This is a genomic window from Nonomuraea sp. NPDC049624, assembly GCF_040675255.1.
Classification (GTDB): Bacteria; Actinomycetota; Actinomycetes; order Streptosporangiales; family Streptosporangiaceae; genus Nonomuraea.
The window spans coordinates 244,366-269,696 of record NZ_JBFAOR010000010.1 but is presented as its reverse complement, the minus strand read 5'-3'; the positions used below and the strand labels follow the sequence as shown (position 1 = coordinate 269,696).

The window sequence follows — 25,331 nt, the reverse complement described above, 5'->3', positions numbered from 1 at the left end:
CCTGCCCGCACCCTCGCACATCACACCGTGTGCCTCACGGCAGGTCACACGGCTTGCTCCTCGGGCGACGGCGGTTGTGGCGGCTGGACGACGGGGATGCAGACACGGTCCCGGCCCAGTTCCTTGGCCCGATAGAGAGCCAGATCGGCGGCGGCCAGCAGGTCGATCAGATCGTCGCCGTGCACGCACATCAACGCGACCCCGACCGAGATCGTGATCCGGATCAGAGCCTCGTCCACCGGGATGGCCATGTGCCCGATGTGCGTACGAAGTCGCTCGGCGACCTGCCGCGCCTCGTCGACGTCCGCCCCCGGCAGCAGGACGACGAACTCCTCGCCGCCGAACCGCCCCACCACGTCGGAGTCCCGCAACTCCCTGCGCAGCATGGCTGCCACTCCGGCCAGCACCTCGTCGCCGACCAGGTGCCCGTGGGCGTCGTTCACCCGCTTGAAGTGGTCGATGTCGATGATCAGCAGCGCCAGCGTGTCACCGCTGCGGCGCGCCCGCAGGATCTCGGTGTCGGCCTCCCGCTGCCAGGCGGCCGCGTTGAGCAGCCCGGTCTTCGAGTCGGTACGGGCGGCGGCCTGCAACTGCGCATGCAACAGACTGCGTTGCAGCAGGACGACCGGCGGCAACGCGAGCACCAGCAGAGCCAGATTGAGCCCGCACCCGATCGAGACCGTGACGCCGAGGCACAGCTCGACGACGTCCAGCAGGACGCTCTCCCGGTTCCACAACACCTCCTGCCACGACCCCTCAGGATCGGACGTGTGCGCCGCGACCGCGATGAGACCGATGTTGAGCAGGGAGAACAGCACGGCGGCCGCAACCGCGTAGGCGATCGGCGGCCCACTCCCCCGCGTCAGCACCCAGGGATCGGGCACGACCCAGTGGAAGGCGACCGACGCCGTGCAGCCGGCCAGGCCGATGGCCGCCGAGCTGAACACCCGGCGGTAGAGAACTGTGGCGCGCACGCGCACCTGGAGAAGGATCTGCAGCACGATCGGCGCGAAGAGGGCGTAGACCGGCGGCAGGAGCAGGGCGACCGGCAGCCACCAGGCCGACAACAGGTCACGCGAGACTCCGGCGGGCATGCCCAGACGCCTGCTGGCCTCGATGCAGACCGCGCCGCACGCCATGAGAGCGGCAAAGGTCAGCAAATCCGGCCAGTGGAAATCGGTGGATCTCGTGAACAAGATGATCGCGACGGCATCTAGGGCGACAATGGCGCACAGATACGCCACAAGGGGGCGCCGTTGCCCGAGCAATGGCCAACGACCGGCCAGTCTTGACACACCGTCGCGAGACTTGATCGTGGCGTGACTGGTCGCCGCCATCTCGTCTCCTCCCTGACTAACGATGTGTAACACAATAATTGCGGAGTGTGCGTTATGCGATGGGAACCGCTACGTTGAAACGACCACGCCCGCTCACTCCGCGAGCGGGCAGTGCCGGAAAGGAGCAACCATGGTGCGGGGAGTGACCTGGACATGATCCATGCTCTAGGTATCTGACACGGACAACCACCCCATCGGCCCCCCTTCGGGGTGACATCGGGGCCATCAGCCGATGCCCCTCCCCCTCCCCCTCCCCTCTGGCCGTCCCCTGCGCGGGGCGCCGACCATCGGCTGCTGCCCTCCGCCCCGATCGCCTTCCCCCTGACCCATGGCAGGTGAACCGTCGGTCGTACCACTCCTTCATCCGGTCCATCGGCGAACTCGATGACCAGCAGGTCTGGGCCTACGCGGCACCAAGGAGTGCGTCAAGGCAAGCGGCAGGGCCGGGATCCCGCCTCGCCATTGCGCCAGGCCGGCACTGGCCGCCCGCGTATCTGGGCATCACCGGCAGGCGACTCCTGTGGGCGACGCCTGCCTACAGGCGGCTGATCACGGGCCCCCGCGTCCTCGATATGGGCACACCTGGCGGGTGTGGTTGTGGGGGCGTCGAGGCAAGCAGGCTGCTCGAGTTGGGGGCGGGTGTCTTCACGGCGGTTGAGTAGGTCGCCATGAAGACGCCCGCCTTCGTGGGCAACGGCCACGTATCCGTCACGACGGGCGCATCCACCGGCGTAGATGCTCAAGCCGTCAGGTGACGTCGGTGTCAGGCTGCGGCCTTCTCCGGGGTCTGTGTCTTCGTCCGGGGCTTGCTGGACGCGCCCAGGACGCGGACCGTGGCCGCCTTGGCCGACGAAGCGCGGCCCGGATGCTCCGGCGTGACCGTGTCAGGCGTGGTGTCGTCCGCCACGGCGGGGTCGGGCTGGGGCTCGGGACGGGCGGCGGGTTGCGGGGTGGCGGCGTCGGGGTCGGTGGCCGCTATGGCCAGCGCCGTGTGGCCGGCGTCCGGGCCGGCGTCACCGTCGTGGGGCTGCGCGGGAGCGCTTCGCAGGGCGTCGGCGGCCGCGGGGACCGACGGGTGGGCGCTCGGGTGGGGGGAAGACGGGCGGACGGGCTTGGTGCCCATCGCCCAGTCCTGGGTCTCCTCGTCGAGGCGTTCGCGCATCTCCTTGGTCATCGAGCCCAGGCCGCCCCCGCGCTCCGGCTTGGTGAAGACGCCGGTGCCCCAGCGCAGGTCGTGCCCGACCGCGCTGGCCTCGATCTCCGGCATGAACCGGCGGTCGCCTTCCGCGCCGAACTCGCGGATGCGGAGCTTGCCGGACACGACGACGGGCTGCCCCGCCCGTACGCAGTCGGCGACGTTGTCGCCCAGCGCACGCCAGCAGCGGACCGTGAAGCAGACACGCTCACCGTCGGTCCATTGCCCGGTCTTCCTGTCGAAGTAGCGGTGCGAGGTGAACACCTTCAGCGACGTGACCCTCGTGCCGTCGTCGAAGCTGTACTGCCGTGGCTCTGCTGCGACGTTTCCGGTGAGCGTGATGTAGATGTCGTTCATCCGTGCCTCCCATGCGGCGGGCGGACTGCCCGCGACCTGGGAACACGGTGCCTGAAGCAGGCCGGGCGGGGCGGGGCCGAACGCCGTTCTGTGGATGACGGGACGACGAGGCAGGACGGCTGTGGACGAAGGACAGTGACACAGGGGGCGTACGAGAAGAGAGGCGTCAGGCCGAGAGGTCGCGCAGGGCCGTGTAGAAGGCGTGGTGCCGGCCCAGCTCGCGTTCGACGGGCTCCACCACCATCTTCACCGACACCGTCGACACCCTGCGGCGCATCTCCCGCTCCAGACGTTCCCGCTCGCGCGAGGCCCCCAGCTCCACGAAGTTGCGCGAGGCGATGCCCGACAACGCGCCCAGCCCCAGGACGGAGGCCATCATGAGCGCCACCCACGGCAGCGCCGCGCCGTCGCCGACCAGTTGCAGGGTCGCGGGCAGCTGGGCGGGCACGGTCAGCCCGGCCACCAGCCACACCACCCCGGCCACGAACGCCACCACCAGCAGGTACTGCCAGACCTTGAGCAACCGCCACCAGCCGGGCACCCGGTCGAGGCGCGGCGCCACCTCCGTGAGCTCCTCGGTCAGCGCCTTCGGCAGCCGGGACGCGTGCGAGCGCGCGGCCTGTTGCACCGCGGTCCGCCACACCGGGTCCATCCCGGCCGACAGCCCGTCGGTGAGCGCCTGCACGGCGTTGGCCACCTCGGCGGAATGCGCGCTCACCGAGCCGGTCGTGATGCCGCGGATCTCGTCGCTGACATCTTCCAGACGCAGGCTCTTCAACGGATCCGGACGGAACTTGGCGAACCACCGCGGATACGGCCAGCCGACCCACTGGCTGGAACGCTCGGCGTAGACGTTCTCCATGGCCTCGCCGACGGCGGGGACGCCGATCGCGTCGCAGAGCGCATCGGTGAGCCCCATCCTGCGCGCCTCGTCGACCGACGACGGCACGAGCAGCGCGTCGCCTAGCGGCATGGCCTCGCCGAGCCGCTGCTCCATCCGCTGGAGGTCGGCCTCCAGCTTCTGGATGGCGGCGCGGCGGCGGCCGACGGCGGTCGCGATCACGCTCTTGAGGCTCTCGACGCCGCGCCCGGTGACGGCCGAGGTGGGAACGACGCTGGGGTGCTCGACGCCTTCCCGGCGCAGCAGGTCGTTGAGGTCGATGACCAGCTCGGCCAGCTCCGCCGCGGAGAGCTTGTCGGCCTGGTTGAGCGCGAACACGGTCACCGCGTCGTGCCCGGCCAGTTCGGTCACGTAGCGCCGGTGGGTGGAGGCGTCGGCGTACTTCTGCGGGTCGAGCACCCACACCACCAGGTCGGCCAGCCCGATGAGCCGGTCGGCCTCGTTGTCGGTGAGCGCCCGGATGGAGTCGTGGTCGGGCAGGTCGAGCAGGATCAGCCCGTGGAGCTGGCTGTCGCCCTTGTCGAGCGCGCTGGTCCGGGAGAAGCGGTGGCGCGGCTGGATCTGCAGCCAGTCGAGCAGCGGCGCCGAGCCCTCCAGCCCCCACACGCAGGCATGGGTGCGGGCCGTCGTCGGACGGCGGACGCCCGTGGGCGACAGCTCAAGCCCCGAAATGGCGTTGAACAGGGACGACTTGCCGCTCCCGGTGCCGCCCGCGAGGGCCACCACGGTGTGCTCGGACGACAGCTTGAGCCGGTCGCCGGCCCGCGTCAGCAGCGCGCCGGCCTCGGTGAGCAGTTTCTGATCGAGCCGCCCGGGACCGAGCTCCACCACCTTGTTGAGCGCGGACAACCTCGGCGCGAGGCCCGCCCTCGGGGGCGTGGTCGTCGTCATCGGGCGACCTCAAGGTTGTACGTCGCCTGGTAGAGGCGGGTCGCGACGGACTCGTCCGGGATGCCCGCCGAGTCGAGAGCGTGTACGTAACGCATGGATTCCTCGTCGAACAGCATGCCGATCCTGGCTCGCAGGTCACTGAGCGCCTTGGCGCCGATGCCGCGCAGCGACTCCGCGCCGAGCAGCGCGTTGACGAGCCGGTGCGGCACGCCCGACCCGTCGCCACCGCTGAACATGGCGACCGTGAAGATCAGGGAGAGCGCGTCGGGATCGAACGAGACGAGCTTGGACACCGAGCGCTTGGTCACGCCCTCGGTGCGTACGAGCTCGTTCAGGTGGTCCTGCCAGGACGCGATGGCGCGCCCGGCGTGCCGCAGCAGGTTGTCCGACGGGCGGTCGAGCCCGTCGGCGAGCTTGGCGCCCAGCTCGGAACGGTGCCGCCAGCGCGCGACCACCTCCTCGGCGGCGCGGTTGGCCGCGGCGACGATCACCGACTCCAGCCCGGCCCGGATCGCCGCCTTGAACGCCGTCACCCGCTCGGGCGTCTGCCTGCCCGCCTTGCCGCTCCTGCCGAACTGCAGCGAGCGCATGAGGTCGCCGGAGCCCGCGAAGTCCTGCCAGCGAGCCAGCACCTCGCCGTGCAGCAGCGAGCCGTTCTTGGACGCCTTGTCGATCTCGGCCAGCGCGCCCAGGTAGGCGGCCTCGACGTCGCTGCGCAGCTCGGCCCGGAACGCCGCCTGGCCCTCCAGATGCCTGGCCAGCGCGGGCACGCGGGTGCGGAAGCTGTTGAGCACTCCGTTCAGGGTCTCCTGCACGGCCTGCGCCCGGCGCGCCTCGTCGACCGAGAGCTCGGCCAGCCACATGCGCAGGTCGGTGACCTCGCTGTCGGGCAGCCTGCCGTCGGTCACCGTCGCCTCGTGGATCACGAACCGGTCGATGTCGCCCAGGCCGTATTCGGTCAGCATGCGGACGAAGTGCTTGAGCACGACGTCGGCCGACCGGGGCTGCACCCGCGACAACACGATGGCCAGCCGGGCGCCGCGCTCCTTGGCCAGGCGCAGGAGGCTCCAGGCGGGCGCGTCGGCGTAGCGGGCGGCGGTGGTCACGAAGATCCACAGATCGGCGGCGTCGAGCATGCGGTGGGCGATCTCGTGGTGCTCCTCGACGACCGAGTCGATGTCGGGGGTGTCCAGCAGCGCGACGCCCTGCGGAAGCTTCTCGGTCGTCACGACGACCAGGCCGCTCGTGTCACTGTCGGGCGAGGGCCGGTCCAGCCGTTCGAGCCCGCTGAGCAGCTCGCCCTCCGCGAACCACTTCCTGTCGTCGGGGTGGCAGGCCAGGATGGGCGTGCCGGTGGTCGGGCGGCGCACTCCGGTGCGGGAGATGTTCCGCTCGGCCAGGGAGTTGACCAGGGTGGACTTGCCCGCGCCGGTGGAACCCGCGATCACGATCAGCGCGGGGGCCGTGTTGGTGCGCACCCTCGGCAGGACGTAGTTCTCCAGCTGGGCCAGCAGGTCGGCCCGCGCCTGCCTGGCCTCCTCGGCTCCCGGCAGGTCGAGGCTGAAGCGCAGGTCGGACACGCTTTCGCGCAACGCGCTCAGCGCCGACGTCATCGCCTCGACGACCTCGGCCGGCAGCTCCTCGACCCGCTGCCCTCCCTCCGGCACGCCTCCCGCCTCCGACCCGGCACCGTCCTCAACGCCAGTGTCGGCGTCGCTGTCGGTGTCGGTGTCCGCGTCGATGTCGGTTTCAGCGTCGGCGGCGGCGTTCGCCTGGACGACGGCATCCTCGTCGGAATCCGCGTCGGCGGCGGCGGTTTCGGCGTTCGCCTGGGCGAGGGCATCCTCGTCGGGGTGGACGTCCGGGTCGGTGTCGGTGTCCAGGCCCGCGTCGGTGGTCAGGCCGTCGTCGGAGCCCTGGCCGCCGCCGGTTGCGGCGTCGGCGTCGGCGTCCGCGGCGGTTTCGGCGTCGACTTGGGCGGAGGCGTCCGCGTCGGTGTTCGGGGCGGCGTTGGGGACGGTCTCGCCGCTGTTGGCTACGGCGTCGGAGCCCGCTTCGGTGTCATCGGTCTCTACGGCGGACGTGACGTCGTCGGCGTCGGCGTCGGGCTCGTCCTCCGCCAGGTCTCCTGGGTCGGTCGGGTAGTCGGCGCCCAGGGGGACATCGACAGCCGGGGAGAAGGCGTCGAAGCCGGTGAGGGCTTCAGCTGAGGTGCTGGGGTCGGCGTCGCCTTCCGCAAGGGGCGCCGCTTCGACTTCGGGAGCGGGGGCGTCATCGGGCCGGGGAGTGTCGGCCTGAGGACGGTTCCCGGCATCGGCAGCGGCGTCGGCGTCCTCGGCGGCGGAGGGGGCGGCCTCGTCGTCGTCAGGGGCGGTGTCCGCCGGGGGCGGCGGCTGCTCGGCGTCGGAAGGCGCCTCTCCGCTGTCGGCGGCGGTGGCGTCCGGGGACGCGGGCGTCGGCTCGATCTCCGAGGACGGGGCGGCGTCCTGTTCCTGGGGGCCTCGTTCCCAGAAGGCAGCGGGCCTCGGATGCGTTCCGTCCCCCTCACGCGGCTCGGCGGCGCGCGCGGGGGTGAAGAGGCTCGGACGGTCGGCCGGACGGGACGGCGTGAAGAGGCTGGGCCCCGTGGACGGGCCGGGCTCGTCCGTACCGGCGGAGGGCTCCTGCGAAGCGGCCGGGAGCTGTGGAGCGGTGGGCCGCCGAGGCTGGACGGCCTCGTCAGCGCGCGGCGGCGGCTGGAAGAGCGACGGCCGGGCAGCCGCGGACGACGGCTCCCCCGAGGCCGACGGCCCCCCGGAAGCCGCAGACGGCGAGCCCGAGGGCGCAGCGGGCGGGGCTGAGGGGGCAGCGGGCGGGGAAGGCGTGGGGGTCCGGGGATCGGGCAGGTCGTCGTCCGTCACCGGGCGGAAGCTCAACGTCTGCTCCCCCAGCGACTCGTGCCGCCCGTCATCCATGGCGGTGTTCACGGCAAGCGCTCCGCTCGAACCATCTCGACCTCCTGGCCGACCCGCACGACGTCGCCGACGATGACGATCGCCGGAGGCCGTATCCCAGCCGCGGACACGCGGTCGGCCACGGTGGAAAGCGGTGCGATTACCGCCCGCTGGGTCGGAAGGGTACCGTCCTGTACCACCATTACGGGAGTCTCCGGCGCACGTCCGTCTCGAAGCAGCGCCTCGGCCACCTTCGGCAGCCGTTCGACGGCCATCATGAGCACCAGCGTGCCCTGGGATCGGGCCAGGGCGGGCCAGTCGACGGTGGAGGCCGGGTGGTCGGGCGCGACGTGCACCGAGACGACGTGGAACTCCTGGCTCACGCCGCGATGCGTCACCGGCACCCCGGCCGCGGCCGGGACCGCGACGGCGCTGGTGATGCCGGGGACGACGAGCACCGGGATGCCGGCCTGGGCGCAGGCGATCATCTCCTCGCCGCCGCGCCCGAACACGAACGGGTCGCCGCCCTTGAGCCGGACGACGAACTTGCCCTGCCTGGCCCGGTCGACCAGCAGCTCGTTGATCTTCTCCTGGGACAGCGACCTGCCGTAGGGCACCTTGGCGGCGTCGATCAGCTCGACGTCGGGGGCGAGCTCGTCGAGCAGCGCCCGGGGGGCGAGCCGGTCGGCCACCACGACGTCGGCCTGGGCGAGGAGCTGCCGCCCGCGCACGGTGATCAGGCCGGGGTCGCCGGGGCCGCCGCCGACCAGGGCCACCCCGACGGGCTTGGTGCGGTTGCGGCGGGCGTCGACCGTGCCGTCGCGCAGCGCGCCGACGACCGCGTCGCGGATGCCCGCGGCCCGGCGCGGGTCGCCGCCCGCGGTGACGGCCACGCTGATCTCGTCGACCCGGCCGGAGGCCGGGGTCCAGGCGGCGGAGGCGTCACGGTCGTCGGCGCGCACGCACCACACCCGCTTGGCCTCGGCCTCGGCGGCGACCGCGGCGTTGACGGACCTGACGTCGGTGCAGGCCTGCACGAGCCAGGCGCCGTCGCAGTCGCCCACCTCGTACGGGCGCGCGTGCCAGGTGACCCGGCCGGTCGCGATCAGGTCGTCGAGGGCCGGGGTGACGGCCGGGGACACCACGGTGACCTCCGCACCGGCCTCGAGCAGCGCAGGGACGCGCCGCTGCGCGACGCGGCCGCCGCCCACGACGAGCACCCGGCGGCCGGAAAGCCGCAGGCCGAGGAGGTAGGGACCCATGGGGGGAATCTCCCGTTCGCGAAGGTTGTGTTTGGAGGTAAACCTACCGGCTCACCGTGCGTCGTTCGCTGCGCATGGCTCAACGGCCGTCAAGAAGAGGCTGCGACGGGTCCCAGCGTGGCCCGCCCTGTGCGTCCTTGCGGCGTCTGGCCATGGCCGAGAGTGCCTCAAGAATAACGCGGTTCCCGAGGAACGCGGTGATGTCGGCGTGGTCGTACGGCGGCGAGACCTCGACCACCTCCATCCCGGCCACGGGCAGTTCGTAGCAGATCCGGCGCACGGCGTCGAGGAGCTGCCTGGCCGACAGGCCGCCGGGCTCGGGCGTGCCGGTGCCGGGGGCGTGCCCGGGGTCGCAGACGTCGATGTCCACGGACAGGAAGACCTGGTCGCACTCGTCGAGCGCGATCCCGAACGACTCCGTCAGGCACTCCTCCAGCCCGCGCGTCACGATCTCGGTCATCTCGTACGAGCGCATGCGCTGCGCCGCCATCCAGTCGAGCGTCTCGGGCTCGGGCCAGTAGCCGCGCAGCCCGATCTGCAGGAACCTGTCGCCCCGGATGGCGCCGGACTCGATGAGCCGCCGCATCGGCTGGCCGTGCCCGTGCAGGTGCCCGAACTCGATGTCGCCGGTGTCGGCGTGCGCGTCGAAGTGGATCATCGAGGTCCGGCCCGGCGCGTACGCCCTGGCGGTGCCCCGCGCGTCCGGCAGCGCGACGGTGTGGTCGCCGCCGAGCACCACCGGCACGGCCCCGGAGGAGGCGATCCGGTGCACCGCGTCCTCGATGGCGGCCAGCGATCCCTCGACGTCGCCGGAGTAGCACTCGACGTCGCCCGCGTCGAGCACCCGCAGGTCGCGCAGGGCGTCGACGCGCAAAGCCAGGCTCGGACGTGACCCGTTGTGCGGCAGGTAGCAGGTCTGGCGCAGCGCCATCGGCCCGAACCTGGCGCCCGGCCGGTTGGAGGTGCCCCCGTCGAAGGGCGCACCGATGATCACCACGTCCGCGCCGGCGTAACTGGCCGGGTCGGCGATGTCGCAGCGGTCCACGCCGAGGAACGTGATGTCAGGGCCGAACATGGGACCGTACCGGGACACTGCTCACCTCACGTGCTGTTTCGAGTGTCCCCCATCATCACACGGGCTTTTCCGTGACCCCCGCCGAGTCGAACGTCGCCACGTCGTGCATCACCCGTACGGCCGCGCACACCAGCGGGTGCGCGAGCAGGCCGCCGGTGCCCTCGCCGAGCCGCAGCTCCAGGTCGACCAGCGGGCGCAGCCCGAGATGGTCGAGCGCGGCGGCGTGGCCGGGCTCGGCCGAGCGGTGTCCGGCCACGCAGTGACCGCTGACGTGGGGGTCGAGGGCGGCGGCGACCAGGGCGGCCGAGCCGGCGATGACGCCGTCGAGGATCACCGGCACCCGGTTCGCCGCGCCGCACAGCACGAAGCCCGCGATGGCCGCGTGCTCGAAGCCGCCCACGGCGGCCAGCGCGCGCAGGGCGTCGCTCGGCCCGGTGCCGCCGGGCAGGCCGTTCACCCGCAGCGCCTCCCGGACGACCGCCACCTTGCGGTCGTAGGTCGCGTCGTCGATCCCGGTGCCCCTGCCGGTCACCTCGGCCGGGTCCTTGCCGGTGAACACCGAGATCAGCGCGGCGGAAGCGGTGGTGTTGCCGATGCCCATGTCGCCGGTGATCAGGCAGCGGGCGCCCCCGTCGATCAGCTCCTGCGCCACGGCGATGCCCGCCTCCAGCGCCCTGACGGCCTGGTCGACGCTCATGGCGGGGCCGCGCGACAGGTCGGCGGTGCCGTACGCGACCTTGCGCTTGACCAGGTCGGACGCGTCGGGCAGGTCGGCGGCGACGCCGACGTCCACCACCGTCACGGACGCGCCCACCTGGGCGGCGAAGGCGTTGGCGACCGCGCCGCCGGCCAGGAAGTTGGCGACCATCTGCGTCGTGACCTCCTGCGGCCACGGGCTGACGCCGCGCGCGTGCACGCCGTGGTCGGCCGCGAAGATGGCCAGGGCGGCCGGCTGCGGCATGGGCGGCGGGCAGACGCCGGCCGCGCCCGCCAGGCGTACGGCCACCTCCTCCAGGGCCCCGAGCGCGCCGCGCGGCTTGGTGAGCCGGTCCTGGTGGGCGCGGGCCTCGGCGAGCGCCTCGGGGTCGGCGGGACGGATGGCCGCCAGGGTCTCGGCGAGCACGGACACCTCCACTTGGTGACACTTGGCGAACGAGCTGGAGCGTTGGCGAACGAACTGAACGAGCTTGAGCATCAGTGGACGAGCTGGAGCGCTTCCTCGTACCGGTCGATCACGACGTCGGCCAGCGTCTCGCAGTCGCCGATCACCTCGGCGCAGCGGATGTCGAGGTCGGGATGGCCCGCGCCGTACGCCAGGGCCTGCGCCCACACGCGCTCCAGCAGGCCGCCCGCGAACAGCAGGTACGGCACCACGATCACCCGCTTGGCGCCCAGCCGGCGGCAGCGTTCGAGCCCGCCGGGCACGCCGGGCGGCGTCACCGAGACGAACGCGGTCTCGACGGTCATGTAGTCGTAGGCGTGCGTCTCCCAGAACAGCCGCGACACCCGGTGGACCTCGGCGTTGGCGGCGGCGTCGGTCGAGCCCTCGCCGACCAGCACGACCGCCGTCTCACCCGGCTCGACCTGGCCGGGGACGTCGTCGAGGGCCGGGGTGTCGACGGCGCGCAGCCGGGGCCGGGCGCCGACCAGCTCCAGGGGGCGCGGCCTGGCCATCTCGGCGGCGGCCTCGCCGAGCCGGTCGGCCAGCAGCGCCAGCACGCGCGGGTCGGGGCCGAGGGGGCGGCCGTAGTCGTACATGAGGGTGGGGTGGCGCTGCTGTTCGAGCGCCATCGCGGCCGGGAACTCCTCATCCACCCTGCTGAGGCTGAGCGGCAGCGCGACGAGACGGTGATGGCCGCGGGCCATCAGGGACGCCACGGAGTCGCTCAGGCGCGGCGTGGCGCGTTCCAGGTAGCCGCCGGAGACGTCGACGGCCGTGTGGTCGAGACGGCAGCGCAGCCGGTGTACGAACCTTCCGAACTCCGCGGCGTAGGCGTCATCGTTCGAGCCCTGCCCGATCAGCAGGAGCGGCGGCTTCATTGAGGGATTCTCCGGTGCGTAGACAAAGTCACGCGAGGATAACCGATACGTGCCCGTGGGGGACAGGTCACGCTGCGTGCGCGGGTCTGGCGTGCACGACGAAGACGGGATCCGCGGCGGTCAGGCGGGGGGAACCGCCGGCGCCGGACGTCAGCGCGGACGCCTGGATCCGCGTGCCCTCGCCGCGGTAACCGAGCTCGCGCAGCAGCTCCAGCACGGCCACCGCCCGCTCGGCCGTGCCGAGCGCGCACACCAGCGCGCGGGGGCCGCGGGCGGCGCACGCCGCGACCACGTCGTCGCCGCCCCCGCCGACGAAGACGGCGTCGGGGTCGGGCAGCGGTTCGAGCGCGGCCGGCGCCTGTCCCCTGGTCAGGGCGACCTTGACGCCGTGGGCCAGCACGTTGGCCCGCAGCCGCGCGCAGGCGGCCTGGTCGCCTTCGACCGCCACGACGGCCGCGCCCAGCCTGGCGCACTCGACGGCGATCCCGCCCTCGCCCGCGCCGACGTCCCAGACCAGGTCGCCGAGCCGGGGACCCAGCTTGGCCAGGACGAACGCCCGCACCTCGGCGGGCATCCCGCTCTCCCACGGCAGCGCCCACTCCGCCGGGCCGGGTTGCGCCCCGGCCACCCAGCCGGGCTTCCCGGGCCGGTGCAGCGGGTCGATGACGAGGACCACGTCGGGGTCCTTCCAGGGCCGGGTGGTGGCCTCGCCCATGCGGCTGTGCGTGACGCGCTGCCCGGGGCCGCCGAGGTCCTCGAAGACGATCAGGGCGCGCGGCGTGGTCGGCGCCAGCTCCCTGGCGATCTCGGCGGGGCCGACGCCGGGCGCGACGAGCAGCGCGACCTTGGGGTGGGCGCGGCAGGCGTTCACCACGCGGGCGAGCCGGCCGGGGCCGGAGGGGGCGACGACGAGGGCGTCCTCCCAGTTGAGCCCGGCGCAGGCGAAGGCGCGGCTGATCAGCGAGGTGGCCGGCAGGACGTCCGGCCGCAGGCCGTGCGCCCGTAAGGTGCGGACGACTCCGAAGAAGCCGGGATCGCCCTCGGCGACCACGACGGCCGGGCCCCGGTCCGGGCCGAGATGGCCGTCGAGCGCCTGGAGCAGGTCGCCGTCGTCGGCGGCGCGTCCGTCGACCCCGAGCCGGCCGAGAATGGCGGCGGGGCCCACGACGAGCTCCGCCTCACGCAGCCTGCCCGCGGCCCCGGCCGGCAGCTCGACCCCGTCCCAGCCGACAACCGTGATCATTCAGCCTCACCGTCCTCACCCCCAGGGTGACGGTTCCCGCCGGGTTTCACCATGGGCCGTCGAGGCCAGTCCGCTGTGCCCTCAGGCCAGGTCGGACGGGACCAGGCTGTAGACGATCAGGTCCTCGCCGTCGAGGGCGGCGCGGGCCACGCCCTCGCGGGTGAAGCCGGCCTTCTCCGCCACGCGTTGCGAGGCCGGGTTCGACACCGCGGCCCGCAGTTGCAGCCGGCGGAAGCCGTGGCGCTCGAACAGCCAGCGGGCGATCGCGGTCACGGCCTCGCCCGCGTAGCCCCGGCCGCGGGCCTAGGGCGCGGTCATGTAGCCGACCTCGGCCGTGCCGTTGCGCCAGTCGAGGTCCCTGAGGTCCACGTTGGCCACGAAACGGGTGGTGGTGAACTCCTCCACGGTGAACGCGATGCCCGCGCCCCTCATCCGCATCCGTTCGCAGATGTCGACGAACGCGCGGGCGTGCTCCTCGGTGTAGTCGCGCGGTACGCCGGTCCTGGCCTGGGTGAGCGGGTCGGCGCCGGTGGCGGCCAGGCCGGGCACGTCGGCGGGGACGGGCTGCCGCAGCAGCAGCCGGGGCGTGCGCAGCTCGGTCTTCGGCAAGGCGGGCGCGGGCTCGCCGGAGTCCTCGCGCAGCAGGCCGAGGACGACCAGGTCGTGCGGGCCGTCCTCCTCCAGCACGGCGGCGCGCAGCACGCCTTCCCAGGTGAAGCCCGCTTTCAGCGCGACGCGCAGGGAGGCCGGGTTGTCCAGGTTCGCGGTGAGGTCCACCCTGCGCAGGGCGGTGGTGGCGAACACCCAGGCGGTCAGGGCGCGGACGGCCTCGGTGGCGTAGCCGCGGCCCCGGTACGCCGGGTGGACGCCGTAGCCGACCTCGGTGGTGCCCGCCGTCCACGACGTCCTGAACAGGCTGATGGCGCCCACGATGCGGTCGTCGGCCTCGGTCATGGCCAGGTGCAGGCCCTGCTGCGAGCGGTACAGCTCGTGCACGCCGTGCGCGAGCCACTGGCCGACGCCGGAGGCGTGGACGGGCGCGCCCGGCGGGAGGAAACGGTCGCCGGGCTCCACCGTCTCCACCACCGACCGCACGCGGGCGGCGTCACGGGGGTCGAACCGCCGCAGCACGAGCCGTGCGGCGGCGATGTGCGCATCGGGATCGAACACGTGCGCACCCTACACACTCACGATGTTTGCCCACGAAAGCGGGGGTAGGGGCCGATTCGAGAGGAGTGAGGGAACTATGGAACGTGGGAGCGACAAGCACGGTCCGCGCCTGGACGATCAGCAGAAGCACGAGACCGAGGGCATGGTCCGCGGCGGCGGCAGCACGCACGCCGAGGAGTGGAAGGAGACCGAGTCCATGCCCGGGCCCGGCGAGGAGTCAGGGCAGTCGTACCCCCCGGGACACGAGCCCGGCACCCCCCAGGGCATCACCCAGCGCGGCGTCGACATCCGCAGCGACCTGGCCAAATGGCTCAGCGACACCCCTTGGCCCGCCTCCAAGGACGACCTGCTCCAGCACGCCGAGGACGTGGACGCCCCCGACCAGGTGGCCGACATGGTGCGATCCCTTCCCGACCGCCGTTTTGTGAACATCGCCGACGTGGCCAAGGCGCTCGGCCTCGGCATGGAAGAGCGGAGGTGGTGACCTGTGCGTCTCGACTTCATCAGGCCGCTGTACGAGCGGCGCGGCCCGTACGCCTCGGTCTACCTGGGCGCGCTCACCGAGCCGCAGCGGGAGACGCACTGGCACAGCGTGCGTGACCAGCTCGACGGGACCGACCCCGAGACCATCGACGCCCTGGAGGTGGCCGCCAACCGGCCGGCTCCGGGCCAGGCGCTGTTCGCCACGCACGGCGCGGTGGTGCTGGCCGAGCCGCTGGCGCGGGCGCCGTACGAGATGGCGACCGTGTCGCCGCTGCCGCACGTCACGCCGATGCTGAGGCAGCGCGGCGAGAACGTGCCGCACCTGCGGGTCATCGTGGACCACGCCGGGGCCGAGCTGTCGGTGTTCGGCGGCGGCGCGCCGCGCACGACCACCGTGGCGGCGGCCGACTGGCCGCTGCAGAAGACCGCCCAGGGCGGCTGGTCGCAGAAGCGGTACGAGCGGGGCGCCGAGGAGACGTGGGAGAAGAACGCGGTCGCCGTCGCCCGCGAGATCGACGAGCAGGTACGCAGGATCGGCGCCGAGCTGATCATCGTGGCCGGCGAGCCGAAGTCACGCTCCTACCTGCTGCAACATCTCAGCACCAAGTCCGCCGACCGGGTGATGATGGTCGAGCACGGCAGCCGCTCCGACCACGGCCAGTTCGAGGCCGACGTCGAGCGCGCGCTGGACGACTGGCTCGAACGCCGCCGCGCCGAGCTGCTCGACCGACACCGCGAGTCCTCGGGCCCGGCCGGCCTGTCCCAGGTCGCGCACGCCCTGCGCGAGGGCAGGGTGCACGCGGTGCTCATGCCCGCCCAGCTCGACCGGACCGTGTGGACCGGCGAAGGCGGCACCCAGCTCTCCACCGACCAGGGCGAGCTGCGGCGCTGGGGCGTCGAGCAGCCCGTCGAGGAACGCGCGGACTCGGCCGTGGTCAGGGCCGCCGCCATGACGGACGCCGAACTGTGGTTCACCGACGACGTGCAGGACGTGGCGGCCGTCCTCAGGTACTGACCACCCGGGACGTGCTGATGATCACTTCGAGGGTGCGGGGGCCGTGCACGCCCTCGACCCGGTTCAGCTCGATGTCGCTGGTCGCCGACGGGCCGCTGATCCAGGTGAGCGGGCGGGCCGGCTCGAGCCTGGCCACCGCCTCGGGCACGCCCGCCACGATCTGGTCGGCCCGCACGACGCACACGTGGTGGTCGGGGATCAGCGTCTGCGCCCTGGCGCCCTGGCCGGGCCCGTGGTCGAGGACGATGGTCCCGGTCTCGGCTATGGCCACCGCGCAGGCGGTGATCACCCCGTCGGCGGCGTCGAGGGTGTCCCAGCGCCGGTCGGCGCCGGCGTCCGGGCTGCTCGGGGCCGCCCAGGCGAAGCCGTCCGGGACGATCATGCGGCGGCCGGCGGCCAGCTCGGCCAGCTTGCCGGGCACGTCCGCGTCGGGCAGCACGTGCACGACGGCCCGGTAGTCGCGCACCCGCTCGGCGAACAGGCCCACCACGTCGTCCACGTCCGGGCGGGTGCGGTAGTGCCGGACGACCTCCGTCTCGGGCGCGTCCGCCACCGCCTTCCTGACCTTGGCCAGGATCTCCTCACGCGCGCCCATCGTTCCGCTCCCACCAGTCTCTGAAGGATTCTTCCGGGATGTCGGGCACGTCCCGGGTGTCGGTCCAGGCCGCCAGCGGGCCGGGCAGCCGCCGTCTGGGCACCAGCCTGCGCAGCCGGGCGGCCAGCCGCTGGGCCCTGGCCAGCCGGGCCTGGTCGTCCAGCACCCAGCCGGCGGCCTTCATGCCCGCGCGCTCTGCCGCCGCGTGCGGCGCCCTGGCCCGCAGGTCCACCAGCACCTCGGGGATGTCGATGGCCACCGGGCAGACCTCCAGGCAGGCCCCGCACAGGCTGGAGGCGAACGGCAGCGAGGCGTCCAGGTCCGAGGACATGCCCCTGAGCTGCGGGGTGAGGATGGCCCCGATCGGCCCGGGGTAGACCGAGCCGTACGCGTGGCCGCCCGCGCGTTCGTAGACCGGGCACACGTTCAGGCAGGCCGAGCAGCGGATGCAGCGCAGCGCCTGGCGGCCCACCTCGTCGGCGAGCACGTCGGTGCGGCCATTGTCGAGCAGCACCAGGTGGAAGTCCTGGCCCTCGGTGGCGCCGGTCCACGTGCTGGTGTACGGATTCATCCGCTCACCTGTGGAGCTGCGCGGAAGAAGCTGGAGGAAGACCTCCAGATCCCGCCAGGTCGGCAGCAGCTTCTCGATGCCGACGACGCTGATGAGCGTCTCGGGGAGGGTCAGGCACATGCGGCCGTTGCCCTCCGACTCCAGCACGACCAGCGTGCCGGTCTCGGCGATCATGAAGTTCGCCCCGGAGACGGCGACCTTGCTCCTGAGGAAGCGTTCGCGCAGGTGGAGCCGCGCGGCCTCGGCCAGGGCGGGCGGTTCGTCGGTCAGGCCGTCGGGCACGCCGGGCATGCGGTCGAGGAAGATCTCGCGGATCTCCGACCGGTTGCGGTGGATCGCGGGCACCAGGATGTGGCTGGGGAAGTCGTCCCCGAGCTGCACGATCAGCTCGGCCAGGTCCGTCTCGTACGCGGTGATGCCGCGCCGGGCCAGCGCCTCGTTGAGCCCGATCTCCTGGGTGGCCATCGACTTGACCTTGACCACCTCGGTCTCGCCGGTGGCCGCGACCAGGTCGCCGACGATGCGGTTGGCCTCCTCGGCGTCCCTGGCCCAGTGGACGGTGCCGCCCGCCCGCCGCACGGCCTCCTCCAGCTGGAGGAGGTAACGGTCGAGGTGGCGGAGCGTGTGATCCTTGACGGCCTTGCCGGCCGCGCGCAGCTCGGCCCAGTCGGGCAGCTCGCCGACGACGCCGGCGCGCTTGCCGCGAATGGTGTGGGTGGCTTTCCGGAGGTTGAACCGCAGTTGCGAATCCTCCACGGCCTTCGCCGCATTTTTCGGGAAATTTCCGGGCATGCCGAGGAATGTCGCGCTCATCGGGTCTCCTCCGTGGCTGCGAGGATCTCCGCCAGGTGCATCGTCCTGACCCCCGTCTTCTGGCGGCTCAGGGTGCCGCCGATGTGCATCAGGCAGGAGTTGTCGGCCGCGCAGATCACCTCGGCGCCCGTGTCGAGGATGCCGCGCACCTTGTCGGCCCCCATGGCGGCCGACACCGCCGGGTTCTTGACCGCGAACGTGCCGCCGAAGCCGCAGCACTCCTCCGCGCCCGGCAGCGGCACGAGCTCCAGACCTCGGACCTTCCGCAGCAGCCGGGTGGGCCGGTCGCCCAGATGCAGCCCGCGCAGCGAATGGCACGTCGGGTGATATGTCACCCGGTGCGGGAAATATGCGCCAACGTCGTCGACTTTCAGGACGTCCAGCAGGAACTCGCTCAGCTCGTACACCTTGGGCACGACCTCGGCCACGGCCGCCGCGCCCCTGCTGCCCGGCCGCACCAGCTTCGGGTACTGCTCGCGCACCATGGCCGCGCACGACCCCGACGGCGCCACGACGGCGTCGTACCCGGCGAACACCTCGGTGAACTTCCTGGCCAGCCGCACGCCCTCCGCCCGGTAACCGGTGTTGACGTGCATCTGCCCGCAGCACGTCTGGGCGACGGGGAAGTCCACGTCGCAGCCCAGCCTGCGCAGCAGCGACACGACGGCCTTGCCGGTGCCCGGGAAGAGCGTGTCGTTCACGCACGTGATGAACAGGGCGACTCGCACGACTCTCCCAACGAATGGTCCGACCACTGTATGGTCAGACCATACCTAACCCCACAGTTCCGGGCCAGCACCGGGGAGGCATCGGTGAAACGCACACGGGCGTTCGAGGACGTGCTCGCCCAGATCGAACGGCGCATCGCCGAGGACGGCCTGACCGTGGGCGACCGGCTGCCCGGCGAACGTCAGCTCGCCGAGCAACTGGGCGTCGGCCGCTCGTCCGTACGGGAGGCGCTGCGCGTCCTGGAGACCCTGGGCGTGGTGTCCTCGCAGGTGGGACGGGGTCCGGACGCGGGAGCCGTACTGACCTCGCGGCCCGACACGGCGCTCACCGACCTGCTCCGGCTCAACCTGGGCCTGGCCACCCTGGAGCAGCGCGAGGTCGTCGACGCCCGGCTGATGATCGAACGCTGGTCGGCCGCGCACGCGGCGGCGACCCGGGCCGGCACGGCGGAGCTGGCCGCCGCGATCGAGGGCATGGACCGGGCGGCCACGGCGGAGGAGTTCGTGGAGCACGACACCGCCTTCCACTGCGCGATCGCGGACGCCTCGGGCAACCGGCTCATCGCCGCCATCATGCGCTCACTCCGGGACGCGATGCGCAGGAACGCCATCGAAGCGGTCGAACGCCTCGGCGACCTTTCCGTGCTGCGCGCCGACCACGAGCGCATCCGCGCGGCCGTCGCGGCGGGCGACCCGGAGGAGGCCCAGCAGGCGGTGACCGACCACCTGGCGCACGCCTACCCCGCCCTGTTCCCCGGTCACTGACGCGCGTCGGCCTCCCGGCAGCCCGCCCCCGAGCAGGCCCGCATCGCCTGGAGCCGGGCGTCGAGGCCGGCCAGCAGCGCCGGGTCGGCGGTGGCCGCGAGGTTGTCGAGCTGGTACGGGTCGGCGGCCAGGTCGTAGAGCTGCCGCTCCCCCGTGTCGTACCTGACGTAGGTGTAGCGCTCGGTGCGCAGCGCCTGGTAGGAGGGCACCGGGGTCTGGGCCGCCGACGACCGGTTGACCGGCCTGTTGAACTCGACCAGCACGTTCTTGCGCCACTGGGCGGGCGGGCTGCCGCGCAGCAGCGGCACCAGCGAGCGCCCCTCGCTGAACGCCGGCACGGCGGCCCCGCCCAGCTCGGCGATCGTCGGCGCGATGTCCACGGTCGCGCCGAGCTGCCCGATCGTGGCCCCCGCCCGGATCCCCGGCCCGCGCACCACGAACGGAACCTTGATCGCCTCCTCGAACGGCGTCGTCTTGCCCTGCGCCAGCCGGTGGGTGCCGAGATGGAAGCCGTTGTCGGAGGTGAAGATGATGTAGGTGTTGTCGAGCTTGCCGGACGCCTGCAGCGCCTCGATCACCGAGCGGACCAGGTCGTCGACGCCCAGCATCGACCGCAGCCGCCTGCGGTGGCGCTCGTCGACCCGGTCGATGTCCTCCTGCGTCAGCGAGGGCAGGGAGCTCAGCCACAGCGGCTCCTTGCTCACGTCGGCCTGGTTGAACGAAGGCGTGCGCGGCGCGGTGACCTCGGGCAGGTCGGCGACGTGCCGGACCGCCGGGTTGGCCGGGTTGTGCGGGCCGATGGGCGTCAGGTAGAGGAAGAACGGCTCGTCGGCGCCGGTGATGAAGTCGCGGGCCTTGTCGGCCAGCACGTCGGACAGGTAGTCCTCCTCCGACCAGCCGTAGTCGTACAGGTCGCCGTTCTCGTTGAGGCGGTAGCCGTACTCCTCGTAGAGCTTGCGGACCGGGACGTCCCATTCGTCCCAGCCGGGCGGCACGTAGGAGGCGTCGGCGGTGGCGCCGGGATAGTGGTTGAGGAACTTGCCCATCAGCGCGGTGCGGTAGCCGGCCTGCTGCATCCAGGTGCCGATCGTGGAACGTTCCAGATCGAGGGAGTGGAAGCGGTCGAACCCCCCTTCGGGGGCGGTGTTGGTCAGTACGCCGTGGCTGTGGACGTACTGGGAACGCAGGATCGACGTGCGCGACGGGCAGCACCAGGAGTTCGTCACGAAGAAGCGGCTGAAGGAGGTGCCCTTCGCCACCAGCTCCGAACTGATGGCCGGGAAGTGGGGCAGCGTGCCGCTCTCCAGGTCGTCGGCCATCACGAACACGATGTTCGGCCGCGAGGCGCTCACGGCCATCGTCGGCTCGGTCGCCGGCGACAGCAGGAGCAGCAGGCAGAAGAGACGGCAGAGACTCTTGAGCACAATGTCTGATCTCCCCGGGAGATCACGCATTGACACTGCGGCCTCGGTAATGGAACTTTATTCCGGAGGTGCGTATGAAGCTCGGCCTGAACCTCGGCTACTGGCAGCGCGACGCCGACGACGCCACGGAGACCGTCCTCGCCGCCGAACGCCTCGGCTACGACTCGGTGTGGACCGCCGAGGCGTACGGCAGCGACGTGTTCACCCCGCTGGCCTGGTACGGGGCGCGTACGAGCCGGATCAAGCTGGGCACGTCGGTGGCGCAGATCTCGGCCCGCCCGCCGGTCACGACCGCGATGACCGCGATGACGCTCGACCACCTGACCGGCGGCCGGCTGCTGCTCGGCATCGGCGCCTCCGGCCCGCAGGTCGTGGAGGGCTGGTACGGGCAGCCGTTCGCCAGGCCCCTGGCCAGGACCCGCGAGTACGTCGAGATCATGCGCCGCGTGTGGCGCCGCGAGGAGCCCGTGACCAGCGACGGCGACCACTACCCGCTGCCCCTGCCGGGCGGCCTGGGCAAGCCGCTCAAGCTCATCACCCACCCGCTGCGCCGCGACATCCCCGTTTACCTCGGCGCGGAGGGCCCCAAGAACGTCGCCCTGGCCGCCGAGGTCGCGCAGGGCTGGCTGCCGCTGTTCGCCTTCCCCGGCAAGATCGAGGAGATGTACGGCGACGCGCTGGCCGGCCGCGACCCCGGCTTCGAGATCGCCGCCATGGTGATGGTCGTCATCTCCGACGACGTCAGGGCCGCCCTCGACGGCGTCAAGATGATGCTCACGCTCTACATCGGCGGCATGGGCGCCAAGCAGCGCAACTTCCACGCCGACATCATCGGCCGCATGGGCTTCGCCGCGGCGGCCGAGCACATCCAGGCGCTCTACCTGGCCGGCCGCAAGGACGAGGCGTTCCGGGCGATCCCCGACGAGCTGGCCGACGGCATCTCGCTCGTCGGCCCGCCCGGCCGGATCAGGGAACGGCTCGACCTGTGGCACAAGAGCCCGGTCACCAGCCTGCTGGTGATGGGACCGCGCGACGAGCAGTCGCTGCGCACGGTCCGCGACCTCGTGCTCGGCTGATCCGTGCCGAGCTGACCCGTGCCGAGCTGACCCGTGCCGGACCGGGCCGGGTCCGGCCGGGCGGTCAGTCCGGCCGGGCGGTCAGTCCGGCCGGGCGGTCAGTCCGGCCGGGGCGCCGGGTCGTCGGTCACCGAGCGCAGCAGCGGCCTGCTCAGCGCGCCCGCGCCGATCACGCCCGCGAAGCCGGCGCCCACGCAGACCAGCAGCGTGACCACGCCGCTCGTGCTCACCCCACCGATCATGAACGGCATCGCGCAGAACGCGCCCACCAGGATCGCGCCGCCGCCCATCACGGCCATCGGGATCAGCGTCTCGGCCCGCCTGGCCCGGTCCAGGACCTCCAGGGGCGTGCCCGCCAGCCGCAGCAGCGCGTACGTCTGCCGCCGGTCCAGCACCGACGAGGCCGCGGTGATGCCCGCGCTGGCGATCGCCACCAGGAACGACACCGACAGCACCACGATCGTGCCCACCCGCACGTCGGCCAGGATCTGCAGGCCGAAGCGCTGGTCGTCGGCCTTCGTCGTCGGGGTGCGACCCGGCACGAGGTCGCTCAGCGCGGTGCGCGCCCGGTCGACCACGACGTCGTCGGCGCCGCTGCCGAGCGCCGCGACCACGGTGTGCTTGACGGTCTTCACCGTGGCCGTGATGCCCGCTCCCGCGAGCCGGTCGCGGGCCTGGTCGGCCACCTTCGAGGCCTCGCCCGCCGGTGCCACGACGCTGAGCTGGGCGGGCCCGGCGTCCCCGCCGAACGCGCCGGGGCTGAGCAGGCCGAGGAACCCGGCCACGAAGCCGGTCAGGGCCACGCCGCTGACGGTCCGCCAGGCCGAGCGCGGGTCATCCACCAGCCTGCGGGCCGCCAGCAGCCGCGCGGGCCGGCGCGCGGTCCCGGCCGCGACCTTGCCGATGAGGCCGACCACCCACGGTCCGGCCAGGTTCAGGCACAGGAACGCCAGCCCGAGCGCCACGGCCACGATCGCCACGCTGGTCCCCCTGGTGAGCAGCGGGAACACGGCCAGCACCGCGAGCAGCGCGAGCACGCGGACGAACCGCATGCCGGGCGGCGTCTCCCGCTTGGCCACGCCGAGCGGGCTGACCACGACCCGGCGCAGCCCGACCACCGCCGACAGCCCCACCAGCAGCGGCACCGCGACCAGCACGCCGGCCAGGATCAGCAGGTTCGGGAACAGGTCGGCGACGAACCAGGTGCCGCCCTGGATCGGGATGCGCGCCAGCAGCGGCACGGCCGCCCCGAACGCGACGGCCCCGGCCAGGGCGCCGGCGAAGGCCACCAGCACGGCCTCGGCCACCGTCATGCCGACCACCTGGCCCGGCGTCGCGCCGACCAGCCTGAGCGCGGCCAGCCGCTGGTCGCGCCGGGCGACCGTGAGCCTGGCCGCCGCGCCGCCGAACACCAGCAGCGGCACCACCATGAGCACGCTGGCGATCAGCGCCAGCACCTGGTACGCCTCGGCGTCCTCGCTGGGCGTGCCGGCCAGGGTCGCGACCTTCACCGGCGGCTTGCCGAGGATCCAGTCGTCGCTGCGCTCGGCGGTCATCGCGGGCGCGTCCGGCGCGTGGCCGACCACCGCGACCAGCTCCTCGGGCTGGACCAGCGCCTCCTCGCCGAGCACGCCCTTCGGCGCCGGGTAACGCTTGGCCAGCCGGTCGGCGGGCAGGTCGGCGGCCAGCTCGGACAGGGCGGGCGACAGCCACACCTCGCCGGGGGCCGGGAAGCGCGGCATACCGGGCGGGGCGGGCGCCCCCGGCTTGAGCGCGGCCAGGTCGACGACGGTGATCGTCTTGCCGTCCACGTAGTCGAAGCGGCTCGCCTCGACGGCCACCGCGTCCTTCTGGGCCGCCGCCACGGGGTTGCGCCAGGCGCTGCGGTCGGCCCTGGCGCCGAAGGCGACGTTCGCGGCGACGGCGAACAGCAGCAGCGCCGTGGCCACCGCGACCGCGCCGAAGGTGAGCCAGGTGCCCAGCATGCCCCTGCGGCCGCCGCCCTTGAGCAGCCGCCAGGTCAGGTCGAGGTTCACGCGGTCACCCCGTGGGCGAGCAGGCGGCCGTCGCGGACCTCGACCGTGCGGTCGCACCAGGCGGCCACGTTGGGGTCGTGCGTGACGACGATCAGGCAGGCCCCGTTGTGCCTGGTCGCCTCGGTGAGCAGGCGCATGGTGTCCTGGCCGGTCTGCTGGTCGAGCGCGCCGGTCGGCTCGTCGGCGAAGACCACGGCGGGCTTGCTCACCAGCGCCCTGGCGATGGCCACGCGCTGGGCCTGGCCGCCGGACAGCTCGCCGGGCCGCCGGGTCTCCATCTGGTGCAGGCCGAGCAGCGGGAACCACTCGCGGGCCTGCCGTACGGCCTGGGCGCGCGGCACGCCGCCCAGCATGAGCGGCAGCGCCACGTTCTCCTCGGCGGGCAGCTCGGGCAGGAGCTGGCCGAACTGGAAGACGAAGCCGAAGCGGGTGCGGCGCAGGGCGCTGCGCTGCCGCTCGCCCATGGCGTCGATGCGCTGGCCCAGCAGGTGGACCTCGCCGTCGTCCGGCTTCATGATCCCGGCCAGGCAGTGGAGGAGGGTCGACTTGCCGGAACCGCTCGGGCCCATGATGGCCACGGCCTCTCCCGCCCGTACCGTGATGTCCACGCCGCCCAGGGCGACCGTCTGCCCGAACCGCTTGGCCAGGGCTCGTCCAACAAGCACGTCGTTCATGGGCTCCACCCTTCCGCGGCGGGGGGTGGCGGCGGATCGGCCGTGCGTCCATTTCGGCCTCGGCCGAACGGCTGATCCTTAGAGTTGAGCCGTGACTATTCGGGTTCTCATCGCCGACGACCAGCAGCTGGTGCGCACCGGCTTTCAAATGATCTTGGACGCTCAACCGGACATGGAGGTCGTGGCCGCCGTGGCCGACGGCGCCGAGGCCGTGGCCGAGGCCAGGCGGCTGCGGCCGGACGTGTGCCTGCTCGACATCAGGATGCCCAAGCTCGACGGACTGGAGGTGACCCGCGTGCTGGCCGGGCCGGGCGTGGAGAACCCGATGCGGGTGGTCATCGTCACCACCTTCGACCTCGACGAGTACGTCTACGGCGCGCTGCGCGCCGGGGCCACCGGCTTCCTGCTCAAGGACAGCGGCCCCACGCTGCTCATCGAGGCGGTCAGGGCCGCCGCCGGGGGCGACGCGCTGGTGTCGCCGTCGGTCACCGTACGGCTGCTGCAGCACCTGACCCAGCCCAGGCGGGCGGCCGAGCCGCCGAACGGCCCGCTGACCGACCGCGAGCTCGACGTCGTGCGCCTGGTGGCCAGGGGGCGCACCAACCAGGAGGTGGCCGCCGAGCTGTTCGTGTCGCTGTCGACGGTGAAGACGCACCTGGGCAGCATCCAGGCGAAACTCGGTGTCCGCAATCGGGTGGGAATCGCGGCTTGGGCGTGGGAATCCGGCGTGGTGAGCTGATTAACAGC

Annotated in this window: 20 protein-coding genes and 1 pseudogene; 5 read left to right on the top strand and 16 right to left on the bottom strand. The window is 72.7% G+C overall.

Features of this window, described 5'->3' with window-relative positions; translation table 11 throughout:
* Positions 1-44: 44 nt before the first annotated feature.
* From AB0J76_RS37745 to AB0J76_RS37700, 10 genes and pseudogenes are all read right to left on the bottom strand, one after another.
* A complete protein-coding gene (locus AB0J76_RS37745) occupies positions 45-1,160 on the bottom strand; it encodes a GGDEF domain-containing protein (protein ID WP_352322443.1) in 1,116 nt (371 codons plus the stop codon).
* Positions 1,161-2,100: 940 nt separating this feature from the next.
* Positions 2,101-2,889, bottom strand: coding sequence for a single-stranded DNA-binding protein (locus AB0J76_RS37740; protein ID WP_352322444.1), 789 nt, complete (start codon positions 2,887-2,889; stop codon positions 2,101-2,103).
* Positions 2,890-3,055: 166 nt separating this feature from the next.
* Positions 3,056-4,681 (bottom strand): YfjP family GTPase, encoded by a 1,626-nt coding sequence (locus tag AB0J76_RS37735; protein ID WP_352322445.1) that lies wholly within the window; start codon positions 4,679-4,681, stop codon positions 3,056-3,058.
* The gene (locus AB0J76_RS37730; RefSeq protein WP_352322446.1) at positions 4,678-7,647 is read right to left on the bottom strand and encodes a dynamin family protein; all 2,970 of its coding nucleotides are present in this window, start codon (positions 7,645-7,647) and stop codon (positions 4,678-4,680) included. Before AB0J76_RS37730 ends, AB0J76_RS37735 begins: the two co-directional genes overlap by 4 nt.
* Positions 7,644-8,876 (bottom strand): uroporphyrinogen-III C-methyltransferase, encoded by a 1,233-nt coding sequence (cobA, locus tag AB0J76_RS37725; RefSeq protein WP_352322447.1) that lies wholly within the window; start codon positions 8,874-8,876, stop codon positions 7,644-7,646. The genes AB0J76_RS37730 and cobA overlap by 4 nt, the downstream gene beginning before the upstream one ends.
* Positions 8,877-8,955: 79 nt before the next feature.
* Complete coding sequence (speB, locus tag AB0J76_RS37720; RefSeq protein ID WP_352322448.1) at positions 8,956-9,951, bottom strand: agmatinase; 996 nt, start codon at positions 9,949-9,951, stop codon at positions 8,956-8,958.
* A 55-nt stretch (positions 9,952-10,006) separates the two neighbouring features.
* Positions 10,007-11,080: a nicotinate-nucleotide--dimethylbenzimidazole phosphoribosyltransferase gene (gene cobT, locus AB0J76_RS37715; RefSeq protein ID WP_352322462.1), complete on the bottom strand. Its 1,074-nt coding sequence runs from the start codon at positions 11,078-11,080 to the stop codon at positions 10,007-10,009.
* 65 nt (positions 11,081-11,145) lie between these two features.
* Positions 11,146-11,991 carry a sirohydrochlorin chelatase gene (locus AB0J76_RS37710; RefSeq protein WP_352322449.1) on the bottom strand — a complete coding sequence of 282 codons (846 nt, stop codon included), beginning with the start codon at positions 11,989-11,991 and terminating at the stop codon, positions 11,146-11,148.
* Positions 11,992-12,058: 67 nt separating this feature from the next.
* Positions 12,059-13,234, bottom strand: coding sequence for an SAM-dependent methyltransferase (locus AB0J76_RS37705; RefSeq protein WP_352322450.1), 1,176 nt, complete (start codon positions 13,232-13,234; stop codon positions 12,059-12,061).
* A gap of 81 nt (positions 13,235-13,315) precedes the next feature.
* Positions 13,316-14,365 (bottom strand): annotated as a pseudogene (locus AB0J76_RS37700) (GNAT family N-acetyltransferase).
* Positions 14,366-14,480: 115 nt separating this feature from the next.
* On the opposite strand from AB0J76_RS37700, the gene AB0J76_RS37695 reads away from it, so the two are divergent.
* Positions 14,481-14,888, top strand: a complete 408-nt coding sequence (locus AB0J76_RS37695; protein ID WP_352322451.1) for a DUF2795 domain-containing protein — start codon at positions 14,481-14,483, stop codon at positions 14,886-14,888.
* A gap of 3 nt (positions 14,889-14,891) precedes the next feature.
* Entirely contained in the window at positions 14,892-15,902 is a 1,011-nt protein-coding gene (locus tag AB0J76_RS37690; protein ID WP_352322452.1) for a Vms1/Ankzf1 family peptidyl-tRNA hydrolase, read from the top strand.
* On the opposite strand, the gene AB0J76_RS37685 is transcribed toward AB0J76_RS37690, so the two are convergent.
* Genes AB0J76_RS37685 through AB0J76_RS37675 form a run of 3 tightly spaced genes read right to left on the bottom strand, consistent with a single transcriptional unit; the run spans position 15,892 to position 18,609 of the window.
* The gene (locus tag AB0J76_RS37685; RefSeq protein WP_352322453.1) at positions 15,892-16,497 is read right to left on the bottom strand and encodes a lactate utilization protein C; all 606 of its coding nucleotides are present in this window, start codon (positions 16,495-16,497) and stop codon (positions 15,892-15,894) included. The two genes, AB0J76_RS37690 and AB0J76_RS37685, sit on opposite strands and share 11 nt — an antisense overlap.
* Positions 16,484-17,881: a lactate utilization protein B gene (locus AB0J76_RS37680; protein ID WP_352322454.1), complete on the bottom strand. Its 1,398-nt coding sequence runs from the start codon at positions 17,879-17,881 to the stop codon at positions 16,484-16,486. The genes AB0J76_RS37685 and AB0J76_RS37680 overlap by 14 nt, the downstream gene beginning before the upstream one ends.
* Positions 17,878-18,609, bottom strand: coding sequence for a (Fe-S)-binding protein (locus AB0J76_RS37675; protein WP_352322455.1), 732 nt, complete (start codon positions 18,607-18,609; stop codon positions 17,878-17,880). The genes AB0J76_RS37680 and AB0J76_RS37675 overlap by 4 nt, the downstream gene beginning before the upstream one ends.
* Before the next feature lie 84 nt (positions 18,610-18,693).
* Between AB0J76_RS37675 and AB0J76_RS37670 the strand changes: the two genes are divergently transcribed.
* Positions 18,694-19,374, top strand: coding sequence for an FCD domain-containing protein (locus AB0J76_RS37670; protein ID WP_352322456.1), 681 nt, complete (start codon positions 18,694-18,696; stop codon positions 19,372-19,374).
* Here the strand turns inward: AB0J76_RS37670 and AB0J76_RS37665 are convergent.
* Positions 19,368-20,798: a sulfatase gene (locus AB0J76_RS37665; RefSeq protein ID WP_352322457.1), complete on the bottom strand. Its 1,431-nt coding sequence runs from the start codon at positions 20,796-20,798 to the stop codon at positions 19,368-19,370. The two genes, AB0J76_RS37670 and AB0J76_RS37665, sit on opposite strands and share 7 nt — an antisense overlap.
* A 74-nt stretch (positions 20,799-20,872) precedes the next feature.
* On the opposite strand from AB0J76_RS37665, the gene AB0J76_RS37660 reads away from it, so the two are divergent.
* A complete protein-coding gene (locus AB0J76_RS37660) occupies positions 20,873-21,874 on the top strand; it encodes an LLM class F420-dependent oxidoreductase (protein WP_352322458.1) in 1,002 nt (333 codons plus the stop codon).
* Positions 21,875-21,972: 98 nt separating this feature from the next.
* Here AB0J76_RS37660 and AB0J76_RS37655 read toward each other — a convergent pair whose 3' ends face one another.
* Together AB0J76_RS37655 and AB0J76_RS37650 are read right to left on the bottom strand one after the other, a co-directional pair.
* Positions 21,973-23,910 (bottom strand): FtsX-like permease family protein, encoded by a 1,938-nt coding sequence (locus AB0J76_RS37655; RefSeq protein WP_364392422.1) that lies wholly within the window; start codon positions 23,908-23,910, stop codon positions 21,973-21,975.
* Positions 23,907-24,584, bottom strand: a complete 678-nt coding sequence (locus AB0J76_RS37650) for an ABC transporter ATP-binding protein (RefSeq protein ID WP_352323488.1) — start codon at positions 24,582-24,584, stop codon at positions 23,907-23,909. Before AB0J76_RS37650 ends, AB0J76_RS37655 begins: the two co-directional genes overlap by 4 nt.
* Positions 24,585-24,675: 91 nt before the next feature.
* On the opposite strand from AB0J76_RS37650, the gene AB0J76_RS37645 reads away from it, so the two are divergent.
* Positions 24,676-25,323, top strand: coding sequence for a response regulator transcription factor (locus AB0J76_RS37645; protein ID WP_352323489.1), 648 nt, complete (start codon positions 24,676-24,678; stop codon positions 25,321-25,323).
* Positions 25,324-25,331 lie beyond the last annotated feature (8 nt).

Excerpts from the sequence above, each read along its gene's own strand:
- AB0J76_RS37740 (WP_352322444.1), bottom strand. The coding sequence starts at position 2,889 with ATGAACGACATCTACATCACGCTCACCGGAAACGTCGCAGCAGAGCCA.
- AB0J76_RS37735 (WP_352322445.1), bottom strand. The coding sequence starts at position 4,681 with ATGACGACGACCACGCCCCCGAGGGCGGGCCTCGCGCCGAGGTTGTCC.
- cobA (WP_352322447.1), bottom strand. The coding sequence starts at position 8,876 with ATGGGTCCCTACCTCCTCGGCCTGCGGCTTTCCGGCCGCCGGGTGCTC.
- speB (WP_352322448.1), bottom strand. The coding sequence starts at position 9,951 with ATGTTCGGCCCTGACATCACGTTCCTCGGCGTGGACCGCTGCGACATC.
- AB0J76_RS37710 (WP_352322449.1), bottom strand. The coding sequence starts at position 11,991 with ATGAAGCCGCCGCTCCTGCTGATCGGGCAGGGCTCGAACGATGACGCC.
- AB0J76_RS37705 (WP_352322450.1), bottom strand. The coding sequence starts at position 13,234 with ATGATCACGGTTGTCGGCTGGGACGGGGTCGAGCTGCCGGCCGGGGCC.
- AB0J76_RS37695 (WP_352322451.1), top strand. The coding sequence starts at position 14,481 with ATGGAACGTGGGAGCGACAAGCACGGTCCGCGCCTGGACGATCAGCAG.
- AB0J76_RS37685 (WP_352322453.1), bottom strand. The coding sequence starts at position 16,497 with ATGGGCGCGCGTGAGGAGATCCTGGCCAAGGTCAGGAAGGCGGTGGCG.
- AB0J76_RS37680 (WP_352322454.1), bottom strand. The coding sequence starts at position 17,881 with ATGAGCGCGACATTCCTCGGCATGCCCGGAAATTTCCCGAAAAATGCG.
- AB0J76_RS37660 (WP_352322458.1), top strand. The coding sequence starts at position 20,873 with ATGAAGCTCGGCCTGAACCTCGGCTACTGGCAGCGCGACGCCGACGAC.
- AB0J76_RS37650 (WP_352323488.1), bottom strand. The coding sequence starts at position 24,584 with ATGAACGACGTGCTTGTTGGACGAGCCCTGGCCAAGCGGTTCGGGCAG.